We start from the raw sequence: 18,882 nt of genomic DNA on the forward strand, positions 1-18,882 counted from the left end.
GGATCAGGGGCCTGCCACCAGCTCGACCTCGAAACCGTCCGTGTTCTCGAGGTAGGCCGCGTAATGGTCCGGGCCGCCCGCGTGCGGGTAGCGCTCCGCGAAGAGCGGGGTCCAGCCGTGGGCCGGCCCCTCGGCCGCCAGCGCGTCGACCTCCGGCCGGCTCCCGGCGTGGAACGCCAGGTGGTTGAGCCCCGGGAGCGTCCGGTCGTGCCGGACGCCCTCCCGCATCGCCGGTGATTCCTCGACGACGACGTACGTCGTGCCCTGCCGCCAGCTGCGGCCGTGCTCCCACTCCTGGTACGGCTCGTAGCCGAGCCGGCCGAGCAGCCAGCCCCAGGCACGGACCGCCCGGGGCAGGTCGGGGACCCACAGCTCGACGTGGTGCAGCATCGTTCCTCCTGACACACGCCGGTGCCCGGCTCCTCTCTTCGAGGTGCCGGGCACCGGTGTTCGGCCGATCAGCGGGTCAGGCCGCGTGCACGACGTCCTTCTCCTCGGCGAAGTGGCACGCCGACTCGTGGGACGCCGGCGTGTCCCCGCCGCGGAAGCGCTCGGGCACGGCCAGCAGGGGCACCTCGGTCGCGCACTTGTCCTGCGCCTTCCAGCACCGGGTACGGAACCGGCAGCCCGACGGCGGGTTGGCCGGGGACGGCACGTCACCGGTGAGGATGATGCGCTCGCGGCCCTCACGGGCGTCCGGGTCCGGCACGGGGACCGCCGACAGCAGCGCCTGGGTGTAGGGGTGCGTCGGGTGGTCGTAGATCTGCTCGTCGGTGCCGATCTCGGCGATCCGGCCGAGGTACATCACACCGACCCGGTCCGAGATGTGCCGCACGATGGACAGGTCGTGCGCGATGAAGATGTAGGAGAGGTTGAACTCGTCCTGCAGTCGCTCCATCAGGTTGATGACCTGGGCCTGGACGGACACGTCCAGCGCGGAGACCGGCTCGTCGCAGATGATGACCTCGGGGTTGAGGGCCAGACCGCGCGCGATGCCGATGCGCTGGCGCTGACCGCCCGAGAACTGGTGCGGGTAGCGGTTGATGTACTCCGGGTTGAGACCCACGACGTCCAGGAGTTCCTGCACCTTGCGGCGCCGGTCGCCCTTGGGGGCCACCTCCGGGTGGATGTCGAACGGCTCCCCGATGATGTCACCCACCGTCATACGGGGGTTCAGCGAGGTGTACGGGTCCTGGAACACCATCTGGATGTTGCGGCGGACGGCCTTCAGGGCGCGGCCGGACAGCTTGGTGATGTCCTGGCCCTTGTAGAAGATCTCGCCCGCGGTGGCCCGCTCCAGGTTCATCAGGAGCTTGGCGACCGTGGACTTGCCGCAGCCGGACTCGCCCACGATGCCGAGCGTCTCGCCCTGGTACAGGTCGAAGGAGACGCCGTCGACGGCCTTGACCGCGCCGATCTGCTTCTTGAACAGGATGCCCTGGGTGAGCGGGAAGTGCTTGACCAGGTTGCGCACCTGGAGGATCGGCTCACCGCGGTCCACCGGTGCCTCGATCGCGGCGACCGCCTCCGTCTCGGAGTGGACGTCCGCGGTCTCCACCTCGGAGACGTTCGGCGTGGCTTCCTGCGGCTCGTCGGTCTTGCTGAGCTCAGCCATCGATCGTCTCCTTCCAGAAATGGCACGCCGAGGCGCGGCCGACCAGCTCGGTGCCGTCCTGCTCGGTCACCGGCTGCAGGGCCGGAATGTCCGTACGGCAGATGTCCTGCGCCTTGGTGCAGCGCGGGTTGAAGGCGCAACCGGAGGGGATGCGCAGCAGGTTGGGCGGCAGACCCTTGATCGCGAACAGCTCCTGGCCCTTCTGGTCCAGGCGCGGGATCGAGTCCAGCAGACCCCGGGTGTAGGGGTGCGCCGGGCGCTTGTAGAGCTCGTGCACCGGGGCGCGCTCCACGATCCGGCCCGCGTACATCACCGCGATCTTGTCCGCGACGTCGGCGACGACGCCGAGGTCGTGGGTGATGAGGATCAGACCCATGTTGTACTCGCGCTGCAGGTCCGCGAGCAGGTCCATGACCTGGGCCTGGACCGTCACGTCGAGAGCCGTGGTGGGCTCGTCGGCGATGATCAGGTCGGGCTCCAGGGCCAGCGCCATGGCGATCATGATGCGCTGGCGCATACCGCCCGAGAACTGGTGGGGGTAGTCGTCGACGCGGGCCGAGGCGGCCGGGATCTTCACCCGGTCCATCAGCTCGACCGCCTTGGTCTTGGCCTCCTTCTTGGAGAGGCCCTGGTGCACCCGGAACATCTCGCCGAGCTGGTAGCCCACCGACAGAACGGGGTTGAGCGAGCTGAGCGCGTCCTGGAAGATCATGGCGATCCGCTGTCCGCGGATGCGCCGGCGCTCCTCGGCGGACATCTTGAGCATGTCCTGGCCGCGGAAGAGGATCTCGCCCTGCGGGATCTTCGCCGGCGGCATGTCGAGGATGCCCATGACCGCCTGCGCGGTCACCGACTTGCCGGAGCCCGACTCGCCGAGCACCGCGAGCGTCTCGCCGGCCTTCACGCTGTAGTTGACGCCGTTGACGGCCTGGACCACACCCTCCCGGGTGTGGAACTCGACGTGCAGGTCACGCACTTCGAGCAGGGGGGCGTCGTCGCCTTCGCGGGGCGCCGGCACCGGTGCGGTTTCTTCGATGATGGTCACGTACGCCTCCCTCAGCGCGTCTTCGGGTCAAGGGCGTTGCGGACCGCTTCACCGAGCATGATGAACGCCAGCACCGTGATGGTGAGCATGATCGAGGGGTACAGCATGATCCACTGCGCCACTCGGATCGAGTTGCCGCCGTCGGAGATGTCGTTGCCCCACGAGACGCCGTTCAGGCCGAGGCCCAGGAAGGACAGCGTGGCCTCGGAGCCGATGTAGACGCCGAGCGAGATGGTCGCGACGACGATCACCGGGGCCAGCGTGTTCGGCAGGATGTGGCGGAACAGGATGCGGGTGGTGCTCGCGCCGAGCGCCTTGGCCGCCTGGACGTAGTCGGACTGCTTGGTGGTGATCACCGCGCCGCGCATCACGCGCGCCAGCTGGGTCCAGCCGAAGAAGCCCAGGGCACCGACGACGACCCAGGCCGTGCGCTCCGGGAAGGAGTTGAGGACGACCATGGTGCCCAGCAGGAACGGGATGCCGAAGAAGACGTCCACGAGCCGGGACAGGATGGAGTCGACGAGCCCGCCGAAGTAGCCGGCGATCATGCCGACCAGACCGCCCACGACGGTCACCACGATCGTGGTGCCGAAGCCGACGGCTATGGAGGCCCGGGCGCCGTAGATGAGCCGGGCGTAGACGCTGCGGCCCTGGGCGTCGTAGCCCAGCCACTCGGGCGAGAAGACCTTCCCGAGCTGCGGCTTCTGCAGGTAGTGGTTGGCCAGGTCGCCGTAGGCCGGGTTGGCGCTGGTGAACCAGCCGGGGAAGAAGGTGATCGTCAGCAGCAGCAGGATCAGCACCGCCGAGACGAGGAAGATCTTGTTGCGGCGCAGGTCCTGCCAGGCGTCGCCCCACAGGCTGCGGACCTTCTCGGCCTTGACCGGAACTCCGGCCGGGGCTGCGGTGGTCACGGCGTCCGGGGCCGCGGTGGCGGTGGCGGTGTCGGATTTGGTCATGTCAGGCATAGCGAATCCTCGGGTCAAGGACCGCGTAGAGCAGGTCGACAAGGAGGCTGGCGACGAGATACACGAGGACGAGGATGGTCACCAGGCCCACGAGGGTGGTGCCTTCCCGGCGGACGATCGACTGGTAGATCGTGCCGCCGATGCCCTGGATGTTGAAGATGCCCTCGGTGACGACGGCACCGCCGAGCAGGGCGCCGATGTCGGTGCCCAGGTACGTGACGACCGGGATCAGCGAGTTGCGCATGAGGTGGACACCGACCACCCGGCGGCGGGGCAGGCCCTTGGCGATGGCCGTGCGGACGTAGTCGGCGCGCATGTTCTCCGCGATCGACGTACGGGTCAGCCGGGACACATAGGCGAGTGACGCCGTGGCCAGCACGATCGCCGGCATCAGCAACTGGCCGTAGTTCGTCGGGTCGTTGACGTTGGGTTCCAGCCACTGGAGTTCGTCGGCGAAGATCCACTTGAGGATGAAGCCGAGGACGAACACCGGGACCGAGATCAGCAGCAGGGTGACCAGCAGAACCGAGGTGTCGGCGGCTCGTCCGGCGCGCAGGCCGGCGAAGACGCCGAGGCCGATGCCGAGGATGATCTCGATGACGAAGGCGAAGCCGCCCAGTCGCAGGGTGACCGGGAAGGCGTCGCCGAGGACGTCGGTCACGGGCCGGCCACTGGCGATCTGCGTGCCGAAGTCGGCGTGCAGCAGAATGCCCTTCATGTAGTTGAAGTACTGCATGAAGATGTTCTGATCCAGGCCGTATTCGTGCCTCAGCGCGGCGATCACCTGTGGGCTGCCGCCCTTGTCGCCGAACAGCCCGCGGACGGGGTCACCGGGCAGGGCGTAGACCATGAGGAAGATAAGCAGGGTGGTCCCGAAGAAGACCGGGATCATCTGGAGCAGTCGTCGTGCGACATAGCGCCCCATCGTGCCTCCATGTAAGTCACAGCGGCAGCAGGCGGGCCCTTTCCTCGCGCACCGTCCGGCGATGCATGCGGAAAGGGCCCCCCGGCCGCTTCCGTCGCCCGGGGCGCGGCGAGCGCCCCGGGCGACGAGCTGTCTGCGGTTACTTCTTGACCTGGACGCCGGTCAGGATCGGGTCGCCGTCCTGGGCGAACTTGACGCCCGAGACCTTCTCCGAGTAGCCCGCGTTGACCTTGTAGTACCAGAGCGGAATGCTCGGCATGTAGTTGACGAGCTGCTTCTCGACCTCCTGGTACTTCTTCACCGACTCGTCCAGCGAGGTGGCGCTGTCGGCGGCGGCGATCTCCTCGTCGATCGTCTTGTTGGAGAAGCCGCTCTGGTTGCCGGACGACTTGGAGCCGTACAGGTCACGGAGGAAGTTGGCGTTCACCGGGTAGTCCAGCACCCAGCCCGAGCGGTACATGGACTTGACCTCCTGCGCGTCACGCGCGTCGAGGTCGGCCTGGAAGTCGGCCTTCGGGTCGGTGGCGCACTTCACACCGGTGGCGTTGGTGATGGAGTTGCAGACCGCCTCCACCCACTCCTTGTGACCGCCGTCGGTGTTGAACTGGATGGTGATCGCGTTGCCGGGAACGCCGCCACCCTCCTTGATGAGCTGCTTGGCCTTGGTCGGGTTGTACTTGGTGACGTCACCCGCGACGTCCGGCTGGTAGCCGAGAACACCCTTGGCGACCCAGCCGGTGGCCGGCTCACGGGTGCCCTGGAGCACGGTCTTGGTGATGGTGTCGCGGTCGATCGCCATCGACAGGCCCTGGAGGACCTTCGGGTCGATGTCCTTCCACTGCTTGGTGTAGAAGGCCGGGGTGATCGACTGGATGGCGGAGTACGCCTGGTCGATCGCGCGGTCGCCGAGGTCCTGCTTGTAGACCGGCAGGTCCTTCGGGGCGATCTGGGTGATGACGTCGAGGTTGCCGGACTTCAGGTCCTCGTACGCGGTCTCCGGGGTGGAGTAGTTCTTGAAGACCACGCCGCCGTTCTTCGCCGCGTTCGAGCCCTTGTAGCCGGCGAACTTCTTGACCGTGATGGCCTTCTTGTGGTCCCAGCTGACGAACTGGTAGGGACCGTTGCCGACCGGCTTCTCGCCGCCGGCCTTCGGGTCCTTGAAGAAGGACTCGGGAAGCGGCGAGAAGGCCTGGTAGCCGAGCTTGTACTCGTAGTACGGAATCGCCGCGGTCAGCTCGATGGTGAAGGTGTTGTCGTCGACGACCTTCAGGCCGGAGAGCTCGGTGGCCGTGGGCTTGCCCTTCTCCGGGGCGACCTTGTCGTAGCCCTTGATGTCGGAGAACCAGAAGCTGTTGGTCTGCTTGTTGTCCGGGTTGGCGGCCCAGTTCCAGGCCTTGACGTAGGACTCGGCGGTGACCGGGGTGCCGTCGTGGAACTTCCACCCGGCCTTCAGCTTGACCGTGTAGGTCTTGCTGTCCTTGGTGTCGATCGACTCGGCGTTCATGTAGACGATCTTGCCGCTGTCGTCGTAGTCGACCAGACCGGTGAACAGCGAGTTGATCACGATGCTGCCGTAGGACTCCATCGTGTTGGCGGGCTGCAGGGGGTTCTGCGGCTCACCGGACTCGACCGTGAACGTACCGTTCGGGTCGACGGCGGCCTTGCTGTCGCCCTTGCTGTCGTCGTCGCCACCACCACAGGCGGTCGCTCCCAGTGCCACCACCGCGGCTATCGCGACCCACTTGGCACTCCTCGCACCGCGCATGGGTTCCTCCTCAAGAATCCATAGGTTCAGCGCATGGGCAGCACACGACACAACACCGTTGCCGGCGCCTGAAAATGGTCGGTGCCCCCAGCGCTCGCGAGCCTGCGCCGCCTGTCGGCGCCTGACCCGTCCATCCGAGCTCTACGCGCCTAACTATCTGCCATGAGCGAAGGTCGAACCACACTGCCAAGGTCTCGGTTCGATCACACCTTGCGGCTACTTCTTCCAAAATCCGGACAAAGGGATAGAGGGAAGATCCCTGCGAAACGGACTTGTTACACATCTATCGACGATGACTGTCCGCATTCCGGACACCGGAAGAAGAAAAACCAGTTGCGGCCACCGCCGCCGCTGTGCGGGGTCGAGTCGGCCTGCCCGCCGCCGTCCGACGCGGCCGGCCGAGCGGGCCCCGCCCACACGTCCGTTCGTCGACACTCGTCCCGGCTGTACGTAAAACGCACCAACAGGAGGCTAGTACCGATCGGCCCCTACCGGGCGCCCCCGGGGCAGATCAAAGGGTTATCCCTATGTCCAGGCCGAGTAAGAACTGTGTTCACCAGGCCTCAGCACGAGGAGCCGGCACCCGCGGCGCGGGTACCGGCTCCTCGGTCGTTCGCTGTACGGCTCTACGGCTTCGCCGGGACCCGTCAGCCGTGCTTGGCGCGGCTCGCGGCGCGGGCGCGCTCACGTGCGTCCAGGTTCACCTTGCGGATGCGGACCGCCTCCGGGGTCACCTCGACGCACTCGTCGTCACGGCAGAACTCCAGCGACTGCTCCAGGGAGAGCTTGCGCGGCGGCACGATCGACTCGGCCACGTCGGCGGTCGAGGACCGCATGTTGGTGAGCTTCTTCTCCTTGGTGATGTTGACGTCCATGTCGTCGGCACGGGAGTTCTCACCGACGATCATGCCCTCGTACACCTCGGTGCCGGGCTCGACGAACAGCACACCGCGCTCCTGCAGGTTCGTCATCGCGAAGGCGGTGACGGCACCGGCGCGGTCGGCGACCAGGGAACCGTTGTTACGGGTCTGGAGGGTGCCGAACCAGGGCTCGTGGCCCTCGTGGATGGAGTGGCCGATGCCGGTGCCGCGGGTCTGGGTCAGGAACTCGGTCCGGAAGCCGATGAGTCCGCGGGACGGCACGACGAACTCCATGCGCACCCAGCCGGAGCCGTGGTTGGACATGTTGTCCATCCGGCCCTTGCGGACGCCCATGAGCTGCGTGACGGCGCCCATGTGCTCCTCGGGCACGTCGATGGTCATGCGCTCGACGGGCTCGTAGACCTTGCCGTCGACGTCCTTGGTGACGACCTGGGGCTTGCCGATGGTCAGCTCGAAGCCCTCGCGGCGCATCTGCTCGACCAGGATGGCCAGCGCCAGCTCACCACGGCCCTGCACCTCCCAGGCGTCCGGGCGCTCGGTGTCCAGGACACGGAGGCTGACGTTACCGATCAGCTCGCGGTCGAGGCGGTCCTTCACCTGGCGGGCGGTGACCTTGCGGTCCTTGACGGCCGCCTTGGCGTCGGCGCCCTTGCCGGTGCCGCCGCGGCCGACCAGCGGGGAGGTGTTGGTGCCGATGACCATGGAGATCGCGGGCTCGTCGACCGTGATCAGGGGCAGCGGGACCGGGTTCTCGGGGTCGGCGAGGGTCTCACCGATCATGATGTCCGGGATACCGGCGACGGCGCAGATGTCACCCGGGCCGGCCTTCTCGGCGGGCTTGCGGGTGAGGGCCTCGGTCATCATCAGCTCGCTGATGCGCACGTTGGCGACCGAGCCGTCGCGCTTCATCCAGGCGACGGTCTGGCCCTTCTTCAGCTCGCCCTGGTGGACGCGCAGCAGCGCGATACGGCCGAGGAAGTTGTCGGCGTCCAGGTTGGTGACGTGGGCCTGGAGCGGGGCGTCCTCGTCGTAGGTCGGGGCCGGGATGTGCTGCAGGATCGTGGAGAAGAACGGCTCCAGGCTGGTGGAGTCCTCCGGCACGGTGCCGTCGGCCGGCTTGGTCAGCGAGGCGATGCCGTCACGGCCGCAGGCGTAGACGATCGGGAACTCGATCTGCTCCTCGTCGGCGTCCAGGTCGAGGAAGAGGTCGTACGTCTCGTTGACGACCTCGTCGATCCGGGCGTCGGGCCGGTCCGTCTTGTTGATGCACAGGATGATCGGCAGACGGGCCTGCAGCGCCTTGCGCAGCACGAACCGGGTCTGCGGCAGCGGCCCCTCGGAGGCGTCGACCAGCAGCACCACGCCGTCCACCATCGACAGACCGCGCTCGACCTCACCGCCGAAGTCGGCGTGGCCGGGGGTGTCGATGATGTTGATGGTGATGACGTCCCCCCCGTCCTTCGGGTGGTACTTCACCGCCGTGTTCTTGGCGAGGATCGTGATGCCCTTCTCACGCTCCAGGTCGTTCGAGTCCATCATGCGATCGTCGACGCCTTCGAGCTGGTGGGCGGCGAAGGCACCGGCCTGCTTCAGCATGCCGTCGACGATGGTCGTCTTGCCGTGGTCGACGTGAGCGACGATGGCTACGTTTCGAATGTCGTGGCGCGTGGCCATAAAGCGGCGTTCTCCCGGAGTGTGAGGACCGGCCCTGCTGCGTACGTCTGTGTTACGCGGGCCCTGCCGGGCTTGACACGCCACGGCCTCACCCCATGGTACGGGGCTCGCCGGGGGACGGCCTCCGCGGGGCGCCCGGGACAGCCCGGGAAGCGGCCCCCGCAAGGCTTCCGGACCAGGTCAGGCGCTCTTGGCCGCGGGCGCCAGTTCGACCCTCAGCTCGAGCCCCAGAGCCCTTGCGAGACGGTCGAGCACGGGAATCGTCGGAACGGTGCCGCCGCCTTCGAAGCGTGCCACGGCCGACTGCGTCATGCCGGCCCGCCGACCGAGCTCGTGCTGCGACAGCCCGAGGTCCTGCCGCTTCGTACGCACGGCCTCGCCCAGGGCGAAACGCAGCTGTGCGGCCGCGTACTCCTCCTCGATCTCCGGAGTCATGGCCCGGGCCCGGCGGGCCTCGGCGAGGCCGGTGCGCCTGGTCTCCGTCACTGTTCCTCCTCGTCCACGGTGTGCCCTTCTGCCTGGCACTGCTTCATGGCCTGACGCGCCCGCTCCACTTCGGTGAACTCCCGCATCCTCGTCTTGGGGAAGACGGTGAGCATGATGATGCGGCGCCCCGAGGCGATCCAGTACGTGACCCGGATGCGTTCGGTGCCGCAATAGAAGCGCAGCTCTCTGAGTTTGCCGTCGAGCTGGCGCGTGTACGGCTCACCGAGATGAACTCCCCGCTGCTCCAGCAGGTCGAGATGCATGAGGGCCTGGGCCCAGCGTTTGTCGTCGAGCCCGGCCAGCCATGCGGCGACCTCCGGCTCCAGTTCGACGGTACCCCACGTCATAGCATGGACGCTATGGCAGCAGGTGAGGCTCTTGGTCCGGTCAGCGCCGGGTTCACCCGGACGTGCGGGTGGCCGCCGCGCCGCGTCGGTGCGGGGCAGCGGCCTGCAAAGGGGCCCGTCCTTACGACGCCGACGGCCTCGGGGGTGCCTGGGCGCCCTTCTTCAGGAAGCCCATGTCCTCGTAGACGGGGGTCTGGAAGCCGAAGGAGCCGGCGTTGGCGACGTTCTTTCTGGCGGCCGTGAGCTGGGGGCGCTGGTAGAGGGGGATCGAGGCGGCCGCCGCCCAGATGCGGGAGTCGGCCTTGCGGATCAGGGAGCGTTCCTCTTCCGCGTCCAGGGTGGTGAGGGCCCGGTCGAAGAGCTGGTCGACCTGGTCGGTGCCGACGCGGGTGTAGTTCTGCTCGACGCTGAGCGAGCCGTCGGCGGCCGGTACCGGCTTGGCGTAGATCGGGCGGGCGTCGGTGGCGGGGAACGCGGTCGCGGGCCAGGAGTACAGGGCGAGGTCGTACTGGCCGGAGGCGATGTGGTCCTTGAAGTAGCTCTCGTCCGAGACCTTGACGGTCTCCGTGCGGATGCCGACCTTCTCCAGCATCCTCGTGATCCGCGCGGCGACCGTGCGCAGCGGCTCCGAGCCCGGCCCGGACGGCAGCACGAACCGCAGCGACAGCGCCTTGCCGTCCTTGGCCAGCGCCCCGGCCGCGGCACCGGCCGGAGCCCGGGTGCCCTTCGGGGCGTAGGCGCCGGGGGCGCCGCCCTGACGGCGGTGCTGGTACTGCCTGCCCTCCTGGGCGAGCTGCCGCGCCGACTCCTCGCCCTCCTTCCCGTCCGGCTCCCGCCCCGCCTTGTCGTCCTCCCCCACGACGTACGCCCCGTCGGAACCCCCGGGCGACTTCTCCCCCTCGTCCTTGGACGCCTTCCCCTTCGGGCCGGCCGCCTTCTCGCCCTTCTTCTCCTCCTTGACCGGCCCCCCGGCCACCCATCCGGCGTCCGCGAGCAGCGCCTGCGCCTCGGCCGTGTCCTGGCCGCCGAGCGCGCCGCTGTTGTCGGCGTACGCCTCCTGACCGGACAGGGCGAGATGGCTGCCGACCGGCACCGCGGGCAGGCCCAGCGGCTTGAGCACCAGCTCGGCCAGCTCCCCGCGGTCCAGCGCCCGGGCCACGGCCCGCCGTACCCGCTCGTCGGCCAGCGGTCCGTCCGCGCCGTTGAGCGCCAGCTGGGTGTAGGCCGGCTCCAGGGAACGCCGTACCTCGTAGTCCCGCAGCGCCTTCTGCTGTTTCTCCCACGTGGCGATCGCCTTGCTCAGCTTCTTGCGGGCGTGGGTCTCGTGATCCGCCGCCTCCTCGTCGGAGCCGTGCGCGAGGGCCCAGGAGCGCAGGGCCTTCGCGGCGGTGCGCCCGGCGCCGGGTCCGGACAGCGGTCCGGCCGCCGATCCCTTCGCGGCGCCGTCGATGCGCTGCGCGTCGGCGGGGTCGATCTCGGCCAGTTCGATCTTCCCGGCGGCCAGGGCGGCGGCCCGGTCCTCGCGGGGCACGGCCGTCAGCACGATCTCGGAGAGCTTCGCCGGCTCCCCCCACCAGCGGGGGTTGCGGGTGAGCCGTACCTGCCCGTTCTTGCGGTCGACCTTCTTCACCAGGAACGGGCCCGCGGTCACCTTCAGCGTGCGCCGCGCCCCGTCGTTGAACGAGGTGGGCGTCCCCATGACCTCTTTCGGGTACAGCGGCGAGAACAGCGACTGCCAGTCGGCGTACGGACGGCTGAACGTGACCCGGACCTCCAGGTCGTTGTCGCCGCGCTCGATCTTCTCGATCCGGTCGTAGCCCGCGTTGCGCGCGGTCCAGTAGGCGCTGTCCTTGCCGGACAGCGCGCGCCACTGGGCGGCGAAGTCGGCGGCGCCGATCTCCCGGCCGTCGCTCCAGACGGCCTGCTGGTTCAGCTTGTACAGCACGACCTGTCGGGGTTCGGTGTCGACGACCTTCGCGGACTCCAGGTAGTCGGGATTGCGCCGGGCGCGCCCGTTGACGTCGAGCCGGTACATCGAGGGCAGCACGGCCTGGGAGACGCGCGTCGTCGTGGCGTCGGCGTCCGACTGGAAGGTGTTGAAGGTCTCCGGCACGGCGTCGACCGCCCAGTGCAGCGTGCCCCCGTCGGCGACCAGGGCGCGGGCGGCCGGGGCGATGTCCTGGTGGGCCAGCGGCTTGCCGGCCTCGTCCGAGGAGCCGCAGCCGCTCAGCAGGGTCACCGTGAGCGCACCCGCGGCGAGGAAGGCGACCGAGCGCATGACCGAGCGCAGCCCGACGCCGTCGTAGGGCATCGACATCTTTGGCACCTCTGATCACATTTAGGGGTATTTTGGACTTTGATCAGATCTACAGCCCACTGAAGAGGAAAGGGTTCGCCTGCCGAGGGCGACACGGCGGCCGGAGCGCTCAACCCCACTCGGAGAGAGCAACGCATCCGCCAATCGCTGCACACGCCTTCACATCGACCGGTGTGACGCGCAACACTCGCAGGCGCATGAACGTTGCCGTCCAGGGCACAGCCGCCCACGGAAGCGAGGTCACGTCATGTCCGTGCACGACGACCTGACTGCGGTCCAGCGCTGCCTCGACGACCTCTCACGGTCCGTCGGCCGCCTGGAGCACCAGCTCGGCAGCGGCGGTCTGGAGATGCGCCGCGTCCGCACCGACGCCGACCATCTGAGGGAGAGCGTCGCGCTGCTGCGCGAGGCGGCCTCCCACCCCGCCGCACCGCGCAAGCCCGAGCTGGTCACCATCCCCGACACGCCGTACGACGACTCCCTGTGGATCGACACGGACGACGAAGGACTCGGCGCCCGGGACCGTCACGCCCCCTGACCACCCCAAGACCCCATACCGACCGGAGTCCTGCATTGGCCACTGGTACGGAACCCCCATCGACCGACCCCCATCCCCCGGGCGGCGTACGCGGCGCGGGCCGTGCCGCGATCGCCGCCCCCCATCTGCGGACCGACCGCTGGTGGCTGGCCCCCGCCGCCACCGCCGCCGGTCTGCTGGCGTTCATCGTCTACTCGACCTGGCGGGCCTTCGCGAACGCCGACTACTACGCGGCCCCCTACGTCTCGCCGTTCTACTCGCCCTGCCTGGCGGAGAACTGCCGGCCCATGCACGCCGGCCCCAACGCGGAGATCTTCGGAGGCTGGTGGGGCATCTCCCCCGCCATCATCATCCTGATCTTCCCGCTCGGCTTCCGCCTGACCTGCTACTACTACCGCAAGGCCTACTACCGGGGCTTCTGGGCCTCGCCCCCGGCCTGCGCGGTGGCCGAACCGCACCGGACCTACACGGGTGAGACCCGCTTCCCGCTGATCCTGCAGAACATCCACCGCTACTTCTTCTACGCCGCGGTCGTCGTCGCCGGGATCCTGACCTACGACACCGTGCTCGCCTTCCGCGACGAGCACTACGCCTGGGGCCACATGGGCCTGGGCACCCTGGTCTTCCTGGCCAACATCGTGCTGATCTGGGCGTACACGATCTCCTGCCACTCCTGCCGGCACATCGTCGGCGGCAAGCTGAAGCACTTCTCCAGACACCCCGTGCGCTACCGGGCGTGGCAGTTCGTCGGGAAGCTCAACGCCCGGCACATGCTGCTCGCCTGGGCGTCGCTGGTGAGCGTGGCGCTCGCCGACTTCTACGTGTACCTGGTCGCGTCCGGTGTCTTCGACGATCCGAGGTTTTTCTAGAGGAGTGGGGCCTTCTGATGTCCGTGGTCGACCGGCAGGAGTGGGACGTCGTGGTCGTGGGCGCGGGCGGCGCGGGCCTTCGCGCCGCCATCGAGGCCCGTGAGCGCGGTGCCCGTACGGCCGTGATCTGCAAGTCGCTGTTCGGCAAGGCGCACACGGTGATGGCCGAGGGCGGCATCGCGGCGGCGATGGCCAACGCCAACGAGCACGACAACTGGCAGGTCCACTTCCGCGACACCATGCGCGGCGGCAAGTTCCTCAACCAGTGGCGGATGGCCGAACTGCACGCCCAGGAGGCCCCGGACCGGGTGTGGGAGCTGGAGACCTGGGGCGCGCTGTTCGACCGTACGAAGGACGGCCGGATCTCCCAGCGCAACTTCGGCGGCCACGAGTACCCGCGGCTGGCGCACGTGGGCGACCGCACCGGCCTGGAGCTGATCCGCACCCTCCAGCAGAAGATCGTCGCACTACAGCAGGAGGACCACCGCGAGACCGGCGACTACGAGTCCCGGCTGAAGGTCTTCCAGGAGTGCACGGTCACCCGCGTGCTGAAGACGGCGCCCGACGGCGGCTCCGCCGCGGGCGGCAGGGTCTCCGGCGTCTTCGCGTACGAGCGCGAGACCGGCCGCTTCTTCGTCCTCGAGGCGCCCGCCGTCGTCATCGCGACCGGGGGCATCGGCAAGTCCTTCAAGGTCACCTCGAACTCGTGGGAGTACACGGGCGACGGCCACGCGCTGGCGCTGCTCGCCGGCGCGCCCCTGCTCAACATGGAGTTCGTGCAGTTCCACCCGACGGGCATGGTCTGGCCGCCGTCGGTGAAGGGCATCCTCGTCACCGAGTCCGTCCGCGGGGACGGCGGGGTGCTGCGCAACTCCGACGGCAAGCGGTTCATGTTCGACTACGTCCCCGACGTCTTCAAGGAGAAGTACGCCGAGTCGGAGGAGGAGGGCGACCGCTGGTACGAGGACCCGGACACCAACCGGCGGCCCCCGGAACTGCTCCCGCGCGACGAGGTGGCCCGCGCGATCAACGCCGAGGTGAAGGCCGGCCGGGGCTCCCCGCACGGCGGGGTCTTCCTGGACGTGTCGACGCGGATGCCCGCCGAGGTCATCAAGCGGCGGCTGCCGTCCATGTACCACCAGTTCAAGGAGCTCGCCGACGTCGACATCACGGCGGAGGCGATGGAGGTGGGGCCGACCTGCCACTACGTGATGGGCGGCATCGCGGTCGACTCCGACACGGCCGCGGCGCGCGGGGTGCCGGGGCTGTTCGCGGCCGGTGAGGTGGCCGGCGGCATGCACGGCTCGAACCGCCTCGGCGGGAACTCGCTGTCCGACCTGCTGGTCTTCGGCCGCCGCGCCGGGCTGCACGCGGCCGAGTACGCGGCGGGCCTGGCGTACGAGCGCCCGCCCGTGGACGACGTCCAGATCGACTCGGCGGCGGCGGAGGCCCTGCGCCCCTTCTCGGCCGAGGCGGAGCCCGGGGGCGAGGAGCCGGCCGGCCCCGCCGAGAACCCGTACACCCTCCACCAGGAGCTCCAGCAGACCATGAACGACCTGGTCGGCATCATCCGCCGCGAGGGCGAGATGGAGCAGGCCCTGCGCAAGCTGGCGCAGCTCAGGGTGCGGGCCCGGCGGGCCGGGGTGGAGGGCCACCGGCAGTTCAACCCCGGCTGGCATCTCGCGCTGGACCTGCGGAACATGCTGCTGGTCAGCGAGTGCGTGGCGCGGGCCGCGCTGGAGCGCACCGAGTCCCGCGGCGGCCACACCCGCGAGGACCACCCGACGATGGACCGCGCGTGGCGCAACGTGAACCTGCTGTGCCGGCTCGCCGACCCCACCGGCGGCCTCGCCGCCACCGACCCCGAGCGCGGCCAGATCCACCTCGTACGGGAGACCACCGACCCCATCCGCCCGGACCTGCTCGCCCTCTTCGAGAAGGAGGAGCTGGTCAAGTACCTCGCCGAAGAGGAGCTGTACGAGTGAGCAGCTACGAGGCCCGCTTCAAGGTGTGGCGGGGTGACGCCGAGGGCGGCGGCCTGGAGGACTTCGAGGTCGAGGTGAACGACGGCGAGGTCGTCCTCGACATCGTCCACCGCCTCCAGGCCACCCAGGCGCCCGATCTGGCCGTCCGCTGGAACTGCAAGGCGGGCAAGTGCGGTTCGTGCTCGGCGGAGATCAACGGGCGTCCCCGGCTGATGTGCATGACGCGGATGTCGGTGTTCGACCGGTCCGAGACGATCACCGTCACCCCGTTGCGCGCCTTCCCGGTCGTACGGGACCTGGTGACGGACGTGGGCTTCAACTACGAGAAGGCGCGCGAGGTTCCGGCGTTCGTGCCGCCCGAGGGCCTCGGTCCGGGCGAGTACCGGATGTTCCAGGAGGACGTGGACCGGCCGCAGGAGTTCCGCAAGTGCATCGAGTGCTTCCTGTGCCAGGACACCTGCCATGTGGTGCGCGACCACGAGGAGAACAAGACGGCGTTCGCCGGTCCGCGCTTCCTGATGCGGGTGGCCGAGCTGGACATGCATCCGCTGGACGCGGCCGAGGACTCCGGCCTGGACCGCAAGCGCGCGGCCCAGGACGAGCACGGCCTCGGCTACTGCAACATCACCAAGTGCTGCACGGAGGTGTGCCCCGAGGGCATCAAGATCACCGACAACGCGCTGATCCCGCTGAAGGAGCGGGCCGTCGACCGCAAGTACGACCCGCTGGTGTGGCTGGGGTCGAAGATCAGGAGACGGTCCTCGTAGCCGAGGGCGGGTGGGCGGCGCGCCCCGGGCGCCGGGCCAGGCTCTGGAGGGCGAGGCCCACGAGGTTCAGGGCCATGCCGGCGAGCGGAAGGCAGGGGAAGGGAGGCGGCATGGCGCCCAGCGGGCCGAGGAACATGAAGCCGGTCAGGCCGAAGGCACTCAGCAGGACGCCGGTCCCCCACAGCTTCGGCCGCAGCACGAGGCCCCGGCCGGACCTCGGTGTCCACCCCGTCCACAGCGCCGCGACGCCGGCCGCCCCCATCACCGTCACACACACCACTGAGACGGCCACCAGAATCCAGTGCATGTGCTCATGGTCCCGCGATCTCCAGTACCTGCAAGAGATTTGACTCGGAGATGTCCCGCATGGGGCCGGGATGTGGGAAGTCGCCGTCCAGCAGGCGCAGGGGCCCCGCGACGAGGGAGAGATGCATGGCGAGGCGGTAGAGGCGGAGGCGGTCCTCGTCCAGGCCGGGCGCGTGGAGCCGGTCGTACCACTCGCCGAAGCGCAGGGCGAGGAAGACGTGTTCGTGCTCGGCGTCGAAGTACATCAGGCCCTCGATGTCGATGAGGACCGGTTCGCCGTCCGGGGTCACCAGGACGTGGTCGGGCCCCAGTTCGCCGTGGACGAGGGTGTGCCGGTCGCGGGGCGCGACGGCGGCGGCGAGCGCGCGCAGGCGCCCGGCGATCTCCTCGCGCACGACGGCGACACGGCCGTCCCGTCGGGCGGCCTCCTCGACATCGCGCAGGGCGCCCTCGAGGACGATGCCGGCGGCCGAGGTGCCGAGCGAGCTCCCGCCGGCGTCGACGACGGCGACCTTCCCGGGCTGGGGCCCCGCGCAGGCGTGCAGGGCGCTCAGCTCACCCGCGAGCCGGCCGAGGGTCACGGCGGCCGACGCCGGGTCCCGCTCCAGCGCCTCCTCCAGACTCCCGCCCCGCACGTCCTCGACGACGGCCGCGTCCGCCGGGAGGCAGCCGCCCGCGGGGTCGGCGAACAGCAGCCGGGGCGTGCGGACACCGGCCGCGACGAGGCGGTCGTGTGCGGCGGTGAAGAGGCCGAGGCCGGTGGCGGGCGACAGGGGACGGCGGGGGTCGGGGGCCGCCGCGCGGTCCCAGTAGTCCTCCTCCGGCGACCAGACGTAGGCGATCGCCGTCGTGTCGTCGTCGTACGTGAGCCGGTAGACGCCCTTCTTGCTGCCACCGGTCAGCCGGGTGACACCGGCGAGCGTGCGGCGGCTGCCCGCGGCGGCGCGGGCGAGGGGCGCGAGGCCGGCGGTGGTGAGGTGCTGTCGGGTCATGGGACGCAGTGTCGCGCCGACGCCGTCAGCGCACCCATCCCTTTTCGTACGACGTCCAGTCGGTCTCCGTCGCCGTGAAGTCCACGTACGCCGCGACGCCGAAGTTCTCGCGGTCGGCGTCGGTGCGGGACAGGCCCAGGCGGACGCCCCGGACGGCGGCGGCCACCGTCTCGGCGTGCGCCCAGTGGCCGAAACGGTTCTCCCGGTAGAAGGGCAGTCCCATCAGCAGGTCCGTGGAGGACGGGGTGACCTCCAGCGCGAGGGAGGTCTGCTGGGCGACGTAGCCGCCGTAGGTGCTCTCCAGCGGCTGCATGGTGTCGTACGACATCACGGCGATCTGGTCGACGCGGCGGGCCACCTGGCCGAAGAACCGCTGCGACCACCACTTGGGGTGCCCGGTGGTCGTCCCCCAGAAGGAGTGGAAGCCGGGGACGGGATCGATCTGGTGTGCGGCGACGGAGAGTTGGGCGCCGCGCGCGCGGGTGACCTCGTGCAGGGTGTCGAGCAGGGCGAGGTAGTTCCGGTCGCCGGAGTGGAGGGGCTCCAGGTCGAAGTGGGCGCCCTCGAAGCCGACGTCGAGGATCTCGCGGGTGGACCGGACGACGGCGGCACGGGTGCGCGCCCGCTCCAGCCGCATGCCGTTCGGGCTCTCACTGGCGAGCCTGTCCCCCAGCCAGGCCTGGACCCGGACACCGGGCGCCTCCCGGTGGACGGCGGCGATGAACCAGGCCGCCCTGGCGTAGGCCGTCGCGGGCAGCGTCCCGTCGTGTTCGAGGGGACCGGCGTGGACGTACAGATCGCGCATCCCGGTGTCCCGCAGCCGGCCGGCGAGGGCCTTGACGTCGGCGTCGTCCTTCCGCCCGTCGACCCAGGCGTGGCCCAGCCAGATGGCGTCCTTGTTCCGGGTGCGGGTGCCGTCGGCCGGGTCGCCCAGGTAGTTGACGCCGAGGGCGATCTGGGAGGCGAGGACCGGCGTGAGGAGCAGCAGGACGGCGGCGAGCGCGAGGCGGCGCAGGCGGCGGCGCCCGGGCCGGGGCCGGGGGCGTGGCCCTGGGGGCCGGGGGGTCTGCGGAGCTTGCGGGTCGGCTTGCGGGTCGGTGTCTTGCCGGGTTTCTTGCTGGGCGCCCGGGTCGGGCTCCGTCTTCCCGCGCGCGTCCCCTTTCGCGTCTGCGTCTGCGTCTGCATCTGCATCTGCGCCCGCGCCGGTGTCCGCATTCACATCCGTGTCCGTGTGGTCCGTGTCCGCGTTCACGTCACTGTCGTCCGCGTCCGCAGTGAGGTCCGCGTCCGTAGCCCTGTCGTTCGCCATCCCCGTTCCCCCTTCAGTGGTCACCGGTCCCAGCACCCCCGTCTCGGGCGTATCCCGCTCGCGTGGCCGCATTCGCGGCCATACGCTCCGAAATGT

Annotated in this window: 17 protein-coding genes; 4 read left to right on the forward strand and 13 right to left on the reverse strand. The window is 69.5% G+C overall.

Annotated elements, in window-relative coordinates; translation table 11 throughout:
* Positions 1 to 3 precede the first annotated feature (3 nt).
* The 10 genes from ACFY2L_RS15280 to ACFY2L_RS15325 all read right to left on the reverse strand — a co-directional run bounded on the left by ACFY2L_RS15280 (position 4) and on the right by ACFY2L_RS15325 (position 12,014).
* Positions 4 to 390, reverse strand: a complete 387-nt coding sequence (locus tag ACFY2L_RS15280) for a VOC family protein (RefSeq protein WP_390662609.1) — start codon at positions 388 to 390, stop codon at positions 4 to 6.
* Positions 391 to 466: 76 nt separating this feature from the next.
* A complete protein-coding gene (locus ACFY2L_RS15285; protein WP_390662610.1) occupies positions 467 to 1,615 on the reverse strand; it encodes an ABC transporter ATP-binding protein in 1,149 nt (382 codons plus the stop codon).
* A complete protein-coding gene (locus ACFY2L_RS15290; RefSeq protein WP_390662611.1) occupies positions 1,608 to 2,660 on the reverse strand; it encodes an ABC transporter ATP-binding protein in 1,053 nt (350 codons plus the stop codon). The genes ACFY2L_RS15285 and ACFY2L_RS15290 overlap by 8 nt, the downstream gene beginning before the upstream one ends.
* Positions 2,661 to 2,671: 11 nt before the next feature.
* Positions 2,672 to 3,625, reverse strand: coding sequence for an ABC transporter permease (locus ACFY2L_RS15295; RefSeq protein ID WP_390662612.1), 954 nt, complete (start codon positions 3,623 to 3,625; stop codon positions 2,672 to 2,674).
* Positions 3,618 to 4,550, reverse strand: coding sequence for an ABC transporter permease (locus ACFY2L_RS15300; RefSeq protein ID WP_390662613.1), 933 nt, complete (start codon positions 4,548 to 4,550; stop codon positions 3,618 to 3,620). Before ACFY2L_RS15300 ends, ACFY2L_RS15295 begins: the two co-directional genes overlap by 8 nt.
* Before the next feature lie 139 nt (positions 4,551 to 4,689).
* Positions 4,690 to 6,315: an ABC transporter substrate-binding protein gene (locus ACFY2L_RS15305; protein WP_390662614.1), complete on the reverse strand. Its 1,626-nt coding sequence runs from the start codon at positions 6,313 to 6,315 to the stop codon at positions 4,690 to 4,692.
* Between the two features lie 647 nt (positions 6,316 to 6,962).
* Complete coding sequence (gene typA / locus ACFY2L_RS15310; protein ID WP_390662615.1) at positions 6,963 to 8,870, reverse strand: translational GTPase TypA; 1,908 nt, start codon at positions 8,868 to 8,870, stop codon at positions 6,963 to 6,965.
* A 180-nt stretch (positions 8,871 to 9,050) separates the two neighbouring features.
* Positions 9,051 to 9,356, reverse strand: coding sequence for a helix-turn-helix domain-containing protein (locus ACFY2L_RS15315; protein WP_390662616.1), 306 nt, complete (start codon positions 9,354 to 9,356; stop codon positions 9,051 to 9,053).
* Entirely contained in the window at positions 9,353 to 9,703 is a 351-nt protein-coding gene (locus ACFY2L_RS15320; protein ID WP_390822557.1) for a type II toxin-antitoxin system RelE/ParE family toxin, read from the reverse strand. The genes ACFY2L_RS15315 and ACFY2L_RS15320 overlap by 4 nt, the downstream gene beginning before the upstream one ends.
* Before the next feature lie 121 nt (positions 9,704 to 9,824).
* Positions 9,825 to 12,014: an ABC transporter family substrate-binding protein gene (locus ACFY2L_RS15325; RefSeq protein ID WP_390822815.1), complete on the reverse strand. Its 2,190-nt coding sequence runs from the start codon at positions 12,012 to 12,014 to the stop codon at positions 9,825 to 9,827.
* Between the two features lie 253 nt (positions 12,015 to 12,267).
* On the opposite strand from ACFY2L_RS15325, the gene ACFY2L_RS15330 reads away from it, so the two are divergent.
* The 4 genes from ACFY2L_RS15330 to ACFY2L_RS15345 are packed head-to-tail and all read left to right on the forward strand — an operon-like array spanning position 12,268 to position 16,179.
* Positions 12,268 to 12,558 carry a hypothetical protein gene (locus ACFY2L_RS15330; protein WP_390662618.1) on the forward strand — a complete coding sequence of 97 codons (291 nt, stop codon included), beginning with the start codon at positions 12,268 to 12,270 and terminating at the stop codon, positions 12,556 to 12,558.
* A gap of 35 nt (positions 12,559 to 12,593) precedes the next feature.
* Positions 12,594 to 13,427, forward strand: coding sequence for a hypothetical protein (locus ACFY2L_RS15335; RefSeq protein ID WP_390822558.1), 834 nt, complete (start codon positions 12,594 to 12,596; stop codon positions 13,425 to 13,427).
* Between the two features lie 17 nt (positions 13,428 to 13,444).
* The gene (locus ACFY2L_RS15340; protein WP_390822559.1) at positions 13,445 to 15,412 is read left to right on the forward strand and encodes a fumarate reductase/succinate dehydrogenase flavoprotein subunit; all 1,968 of its coding nucleotides are present in this window, start codon (positions 13,445 to 13,447) and stop codon (positions 15,410 to 15,412) included.
* Positions 15,409 to 16,179, forward strand: a complete 771-nt coding sequence (locus ACFY2L_RS15345; protein WP_390662621.1) for a succinate dehydrogenase/fumarate reductase iron-sulfur subunit — start codon at positions 15,409 to 15,411, stop codon at positions 16,177 to 16,179. The genes ACFY2L_RS15340 and ACFY2L_RS15345 overlap by 4 nt, the downstream gene beginning before the upstream one ends.
* Here ACFY2L_RS15345 and ACFY2L_RS15350 read toward each other — a convergent pair.
* Genes ACFY2L_RS15350 through ACFY2L_RS15360 form a run of 3 tightly spaced genes read right to left on the reverse strand, consistent with a single transcriptional unit; the run spans position 16,160 to position 18,786 of the window.
* Positions 16,160 to 16,486, reverse strand: coding sequence for a hypothetical protein (locus ACFY2L_RS15350; protein ID WP_390822560.1), 327 nt, complete (start codon positions 16,484 to 16,486; stop codon positions 16,160 to 16,162). The genes ACFY2L_RS15345 and ACFY2L_RS15350 overlap by 20 nt on opposite strands.
* 4 nt (positions 16,487 to 16,490) lie before the next feature.
* Positions 16,491 to 17,477 carry a phosphotransferase family protein gene (locus ACFY2L_RS15355; protein ID WP_390822561.1) on the reverse strand — a complete coding sequence of 329 codons (987 nt, stop codon included), beginning with the start codon at positions 17,475 to 17,477 and terminating at the stop codon, positions 16,491 to 16,493.
* 25 nt (positions 17,478 to 17,502) lie between these two features.
* Positions 17,503 to 18,786, reverse strand: coding sequence for a hypothetical protein (locus tag ACFY2L_RS15360; RefSeq protein ID WP_390822562.1), 1,284 nt, complete (start codon positions 18,784 to 18,786; stop codon positions 17,503 to 17,505).
* Between the last annotated feature and the right edge of the window lie 96 nt (positions 18,787 to 18,882).

It is taken from the genome of Streptomyces sp. NPDC001381, from assembly GCF_042895685.1.
Lineage (GTDB): Bacteria > Actinomycetota > Actinomycetes > Streptomycetales > Streptomycetaceae > Streptomyces.

Coding starts and splice junctions, on each gene's coding strand:
- ACFY2L_RS15280 (WP_390662609.1), bottom strand. CDS start 390: ATGCTGCACCACGTCGAGCTGTGGGTCCCCGACCTGCCCCGGGCGGTC.
- ACFY2L_RS15285 (WP_390662610.1), bottom strand. CDS start 1,615: ATGGCTGAGCTCAGCAAGACCGACGAGCCGCAGGAAGCCACGCCGAAC.
- ACFY2L_RS15295 (WP_390662612.1), bottom strand. CDS start 3,625: ATGCCTGACATGACCAAATCCGACACCGCCACCGCCACCGCGGCCCCG.
- ACFY2L_RS15300 (WP_390662613.1), bottom strand. CDS start 4,550: ATGGGGCGCTATGTCGCACGACGACTGCTCCAGATGATCCCGGTCTTC.
- ACFY2L_RS15305 (WP_390662614.1), bottom strand. CDS start 6,315: ATGCGCGGTGCGAGGAGTGCCAAGTGGGTCGCGATAGCCGCGGTGGTG.
- typA (WP_390662615.1), bottom strand. CDS start 8,870: ATGGCCACGCGCCACGACATTCGAAACGTAGCCATCGTCGCTCACGTC.
- ACFY2L_RS15320 (WP_390822557.1), bottom strand. CDS start 9,703: ATGACGTGGGGTACCGTCGAACTGGAGCCGGAGGTCGCCGCATGGCTG.
- ACFY2L_RS15325 (WP_390822815.1), bottom strand. CDS start 12,014: ATGCCCTACGACGGCGTCGGGCTGCGCTCGGTCATGCGCTCGGTCGCC.
- ACFY2L_RS15330 (WP_390662618.1), top strand. CDS start 12,268: ATGTCCGTGCACGACGACCTGACTGCGGTCCAGCGCTGCCTCGACGAC.
- ACFY2L_RS15340 (WP_390822559.1), top strand. CDS start 13,445: ATGTCCGTGGTCGACCGGCAGGAGTGGGACGTCGTGGTCGTGGGCGCG.
- ACFY2L_RS15350 (WP_390822560.1), bottom strand. CDS start 16,486: ATGCACTGGATTCTGGTGGCCGTCTCAGTGGTGTGTGTGACGGTGATG.
- ACFY2L_RS15355 (WP_390822561.1), bottom strand. CDS start 17,477: ATGACCCGACAGCACCTCACCACCGCCGGCCTCGCGCCCCTCGCCCGC.
- ACFY2L_RS15360 (WP_390822562.1), bottom strand. CDS start 18,786: ATGGCGAACGACAGGGCTACGGACGCGGACCTCACTGCGGACGCGGAC.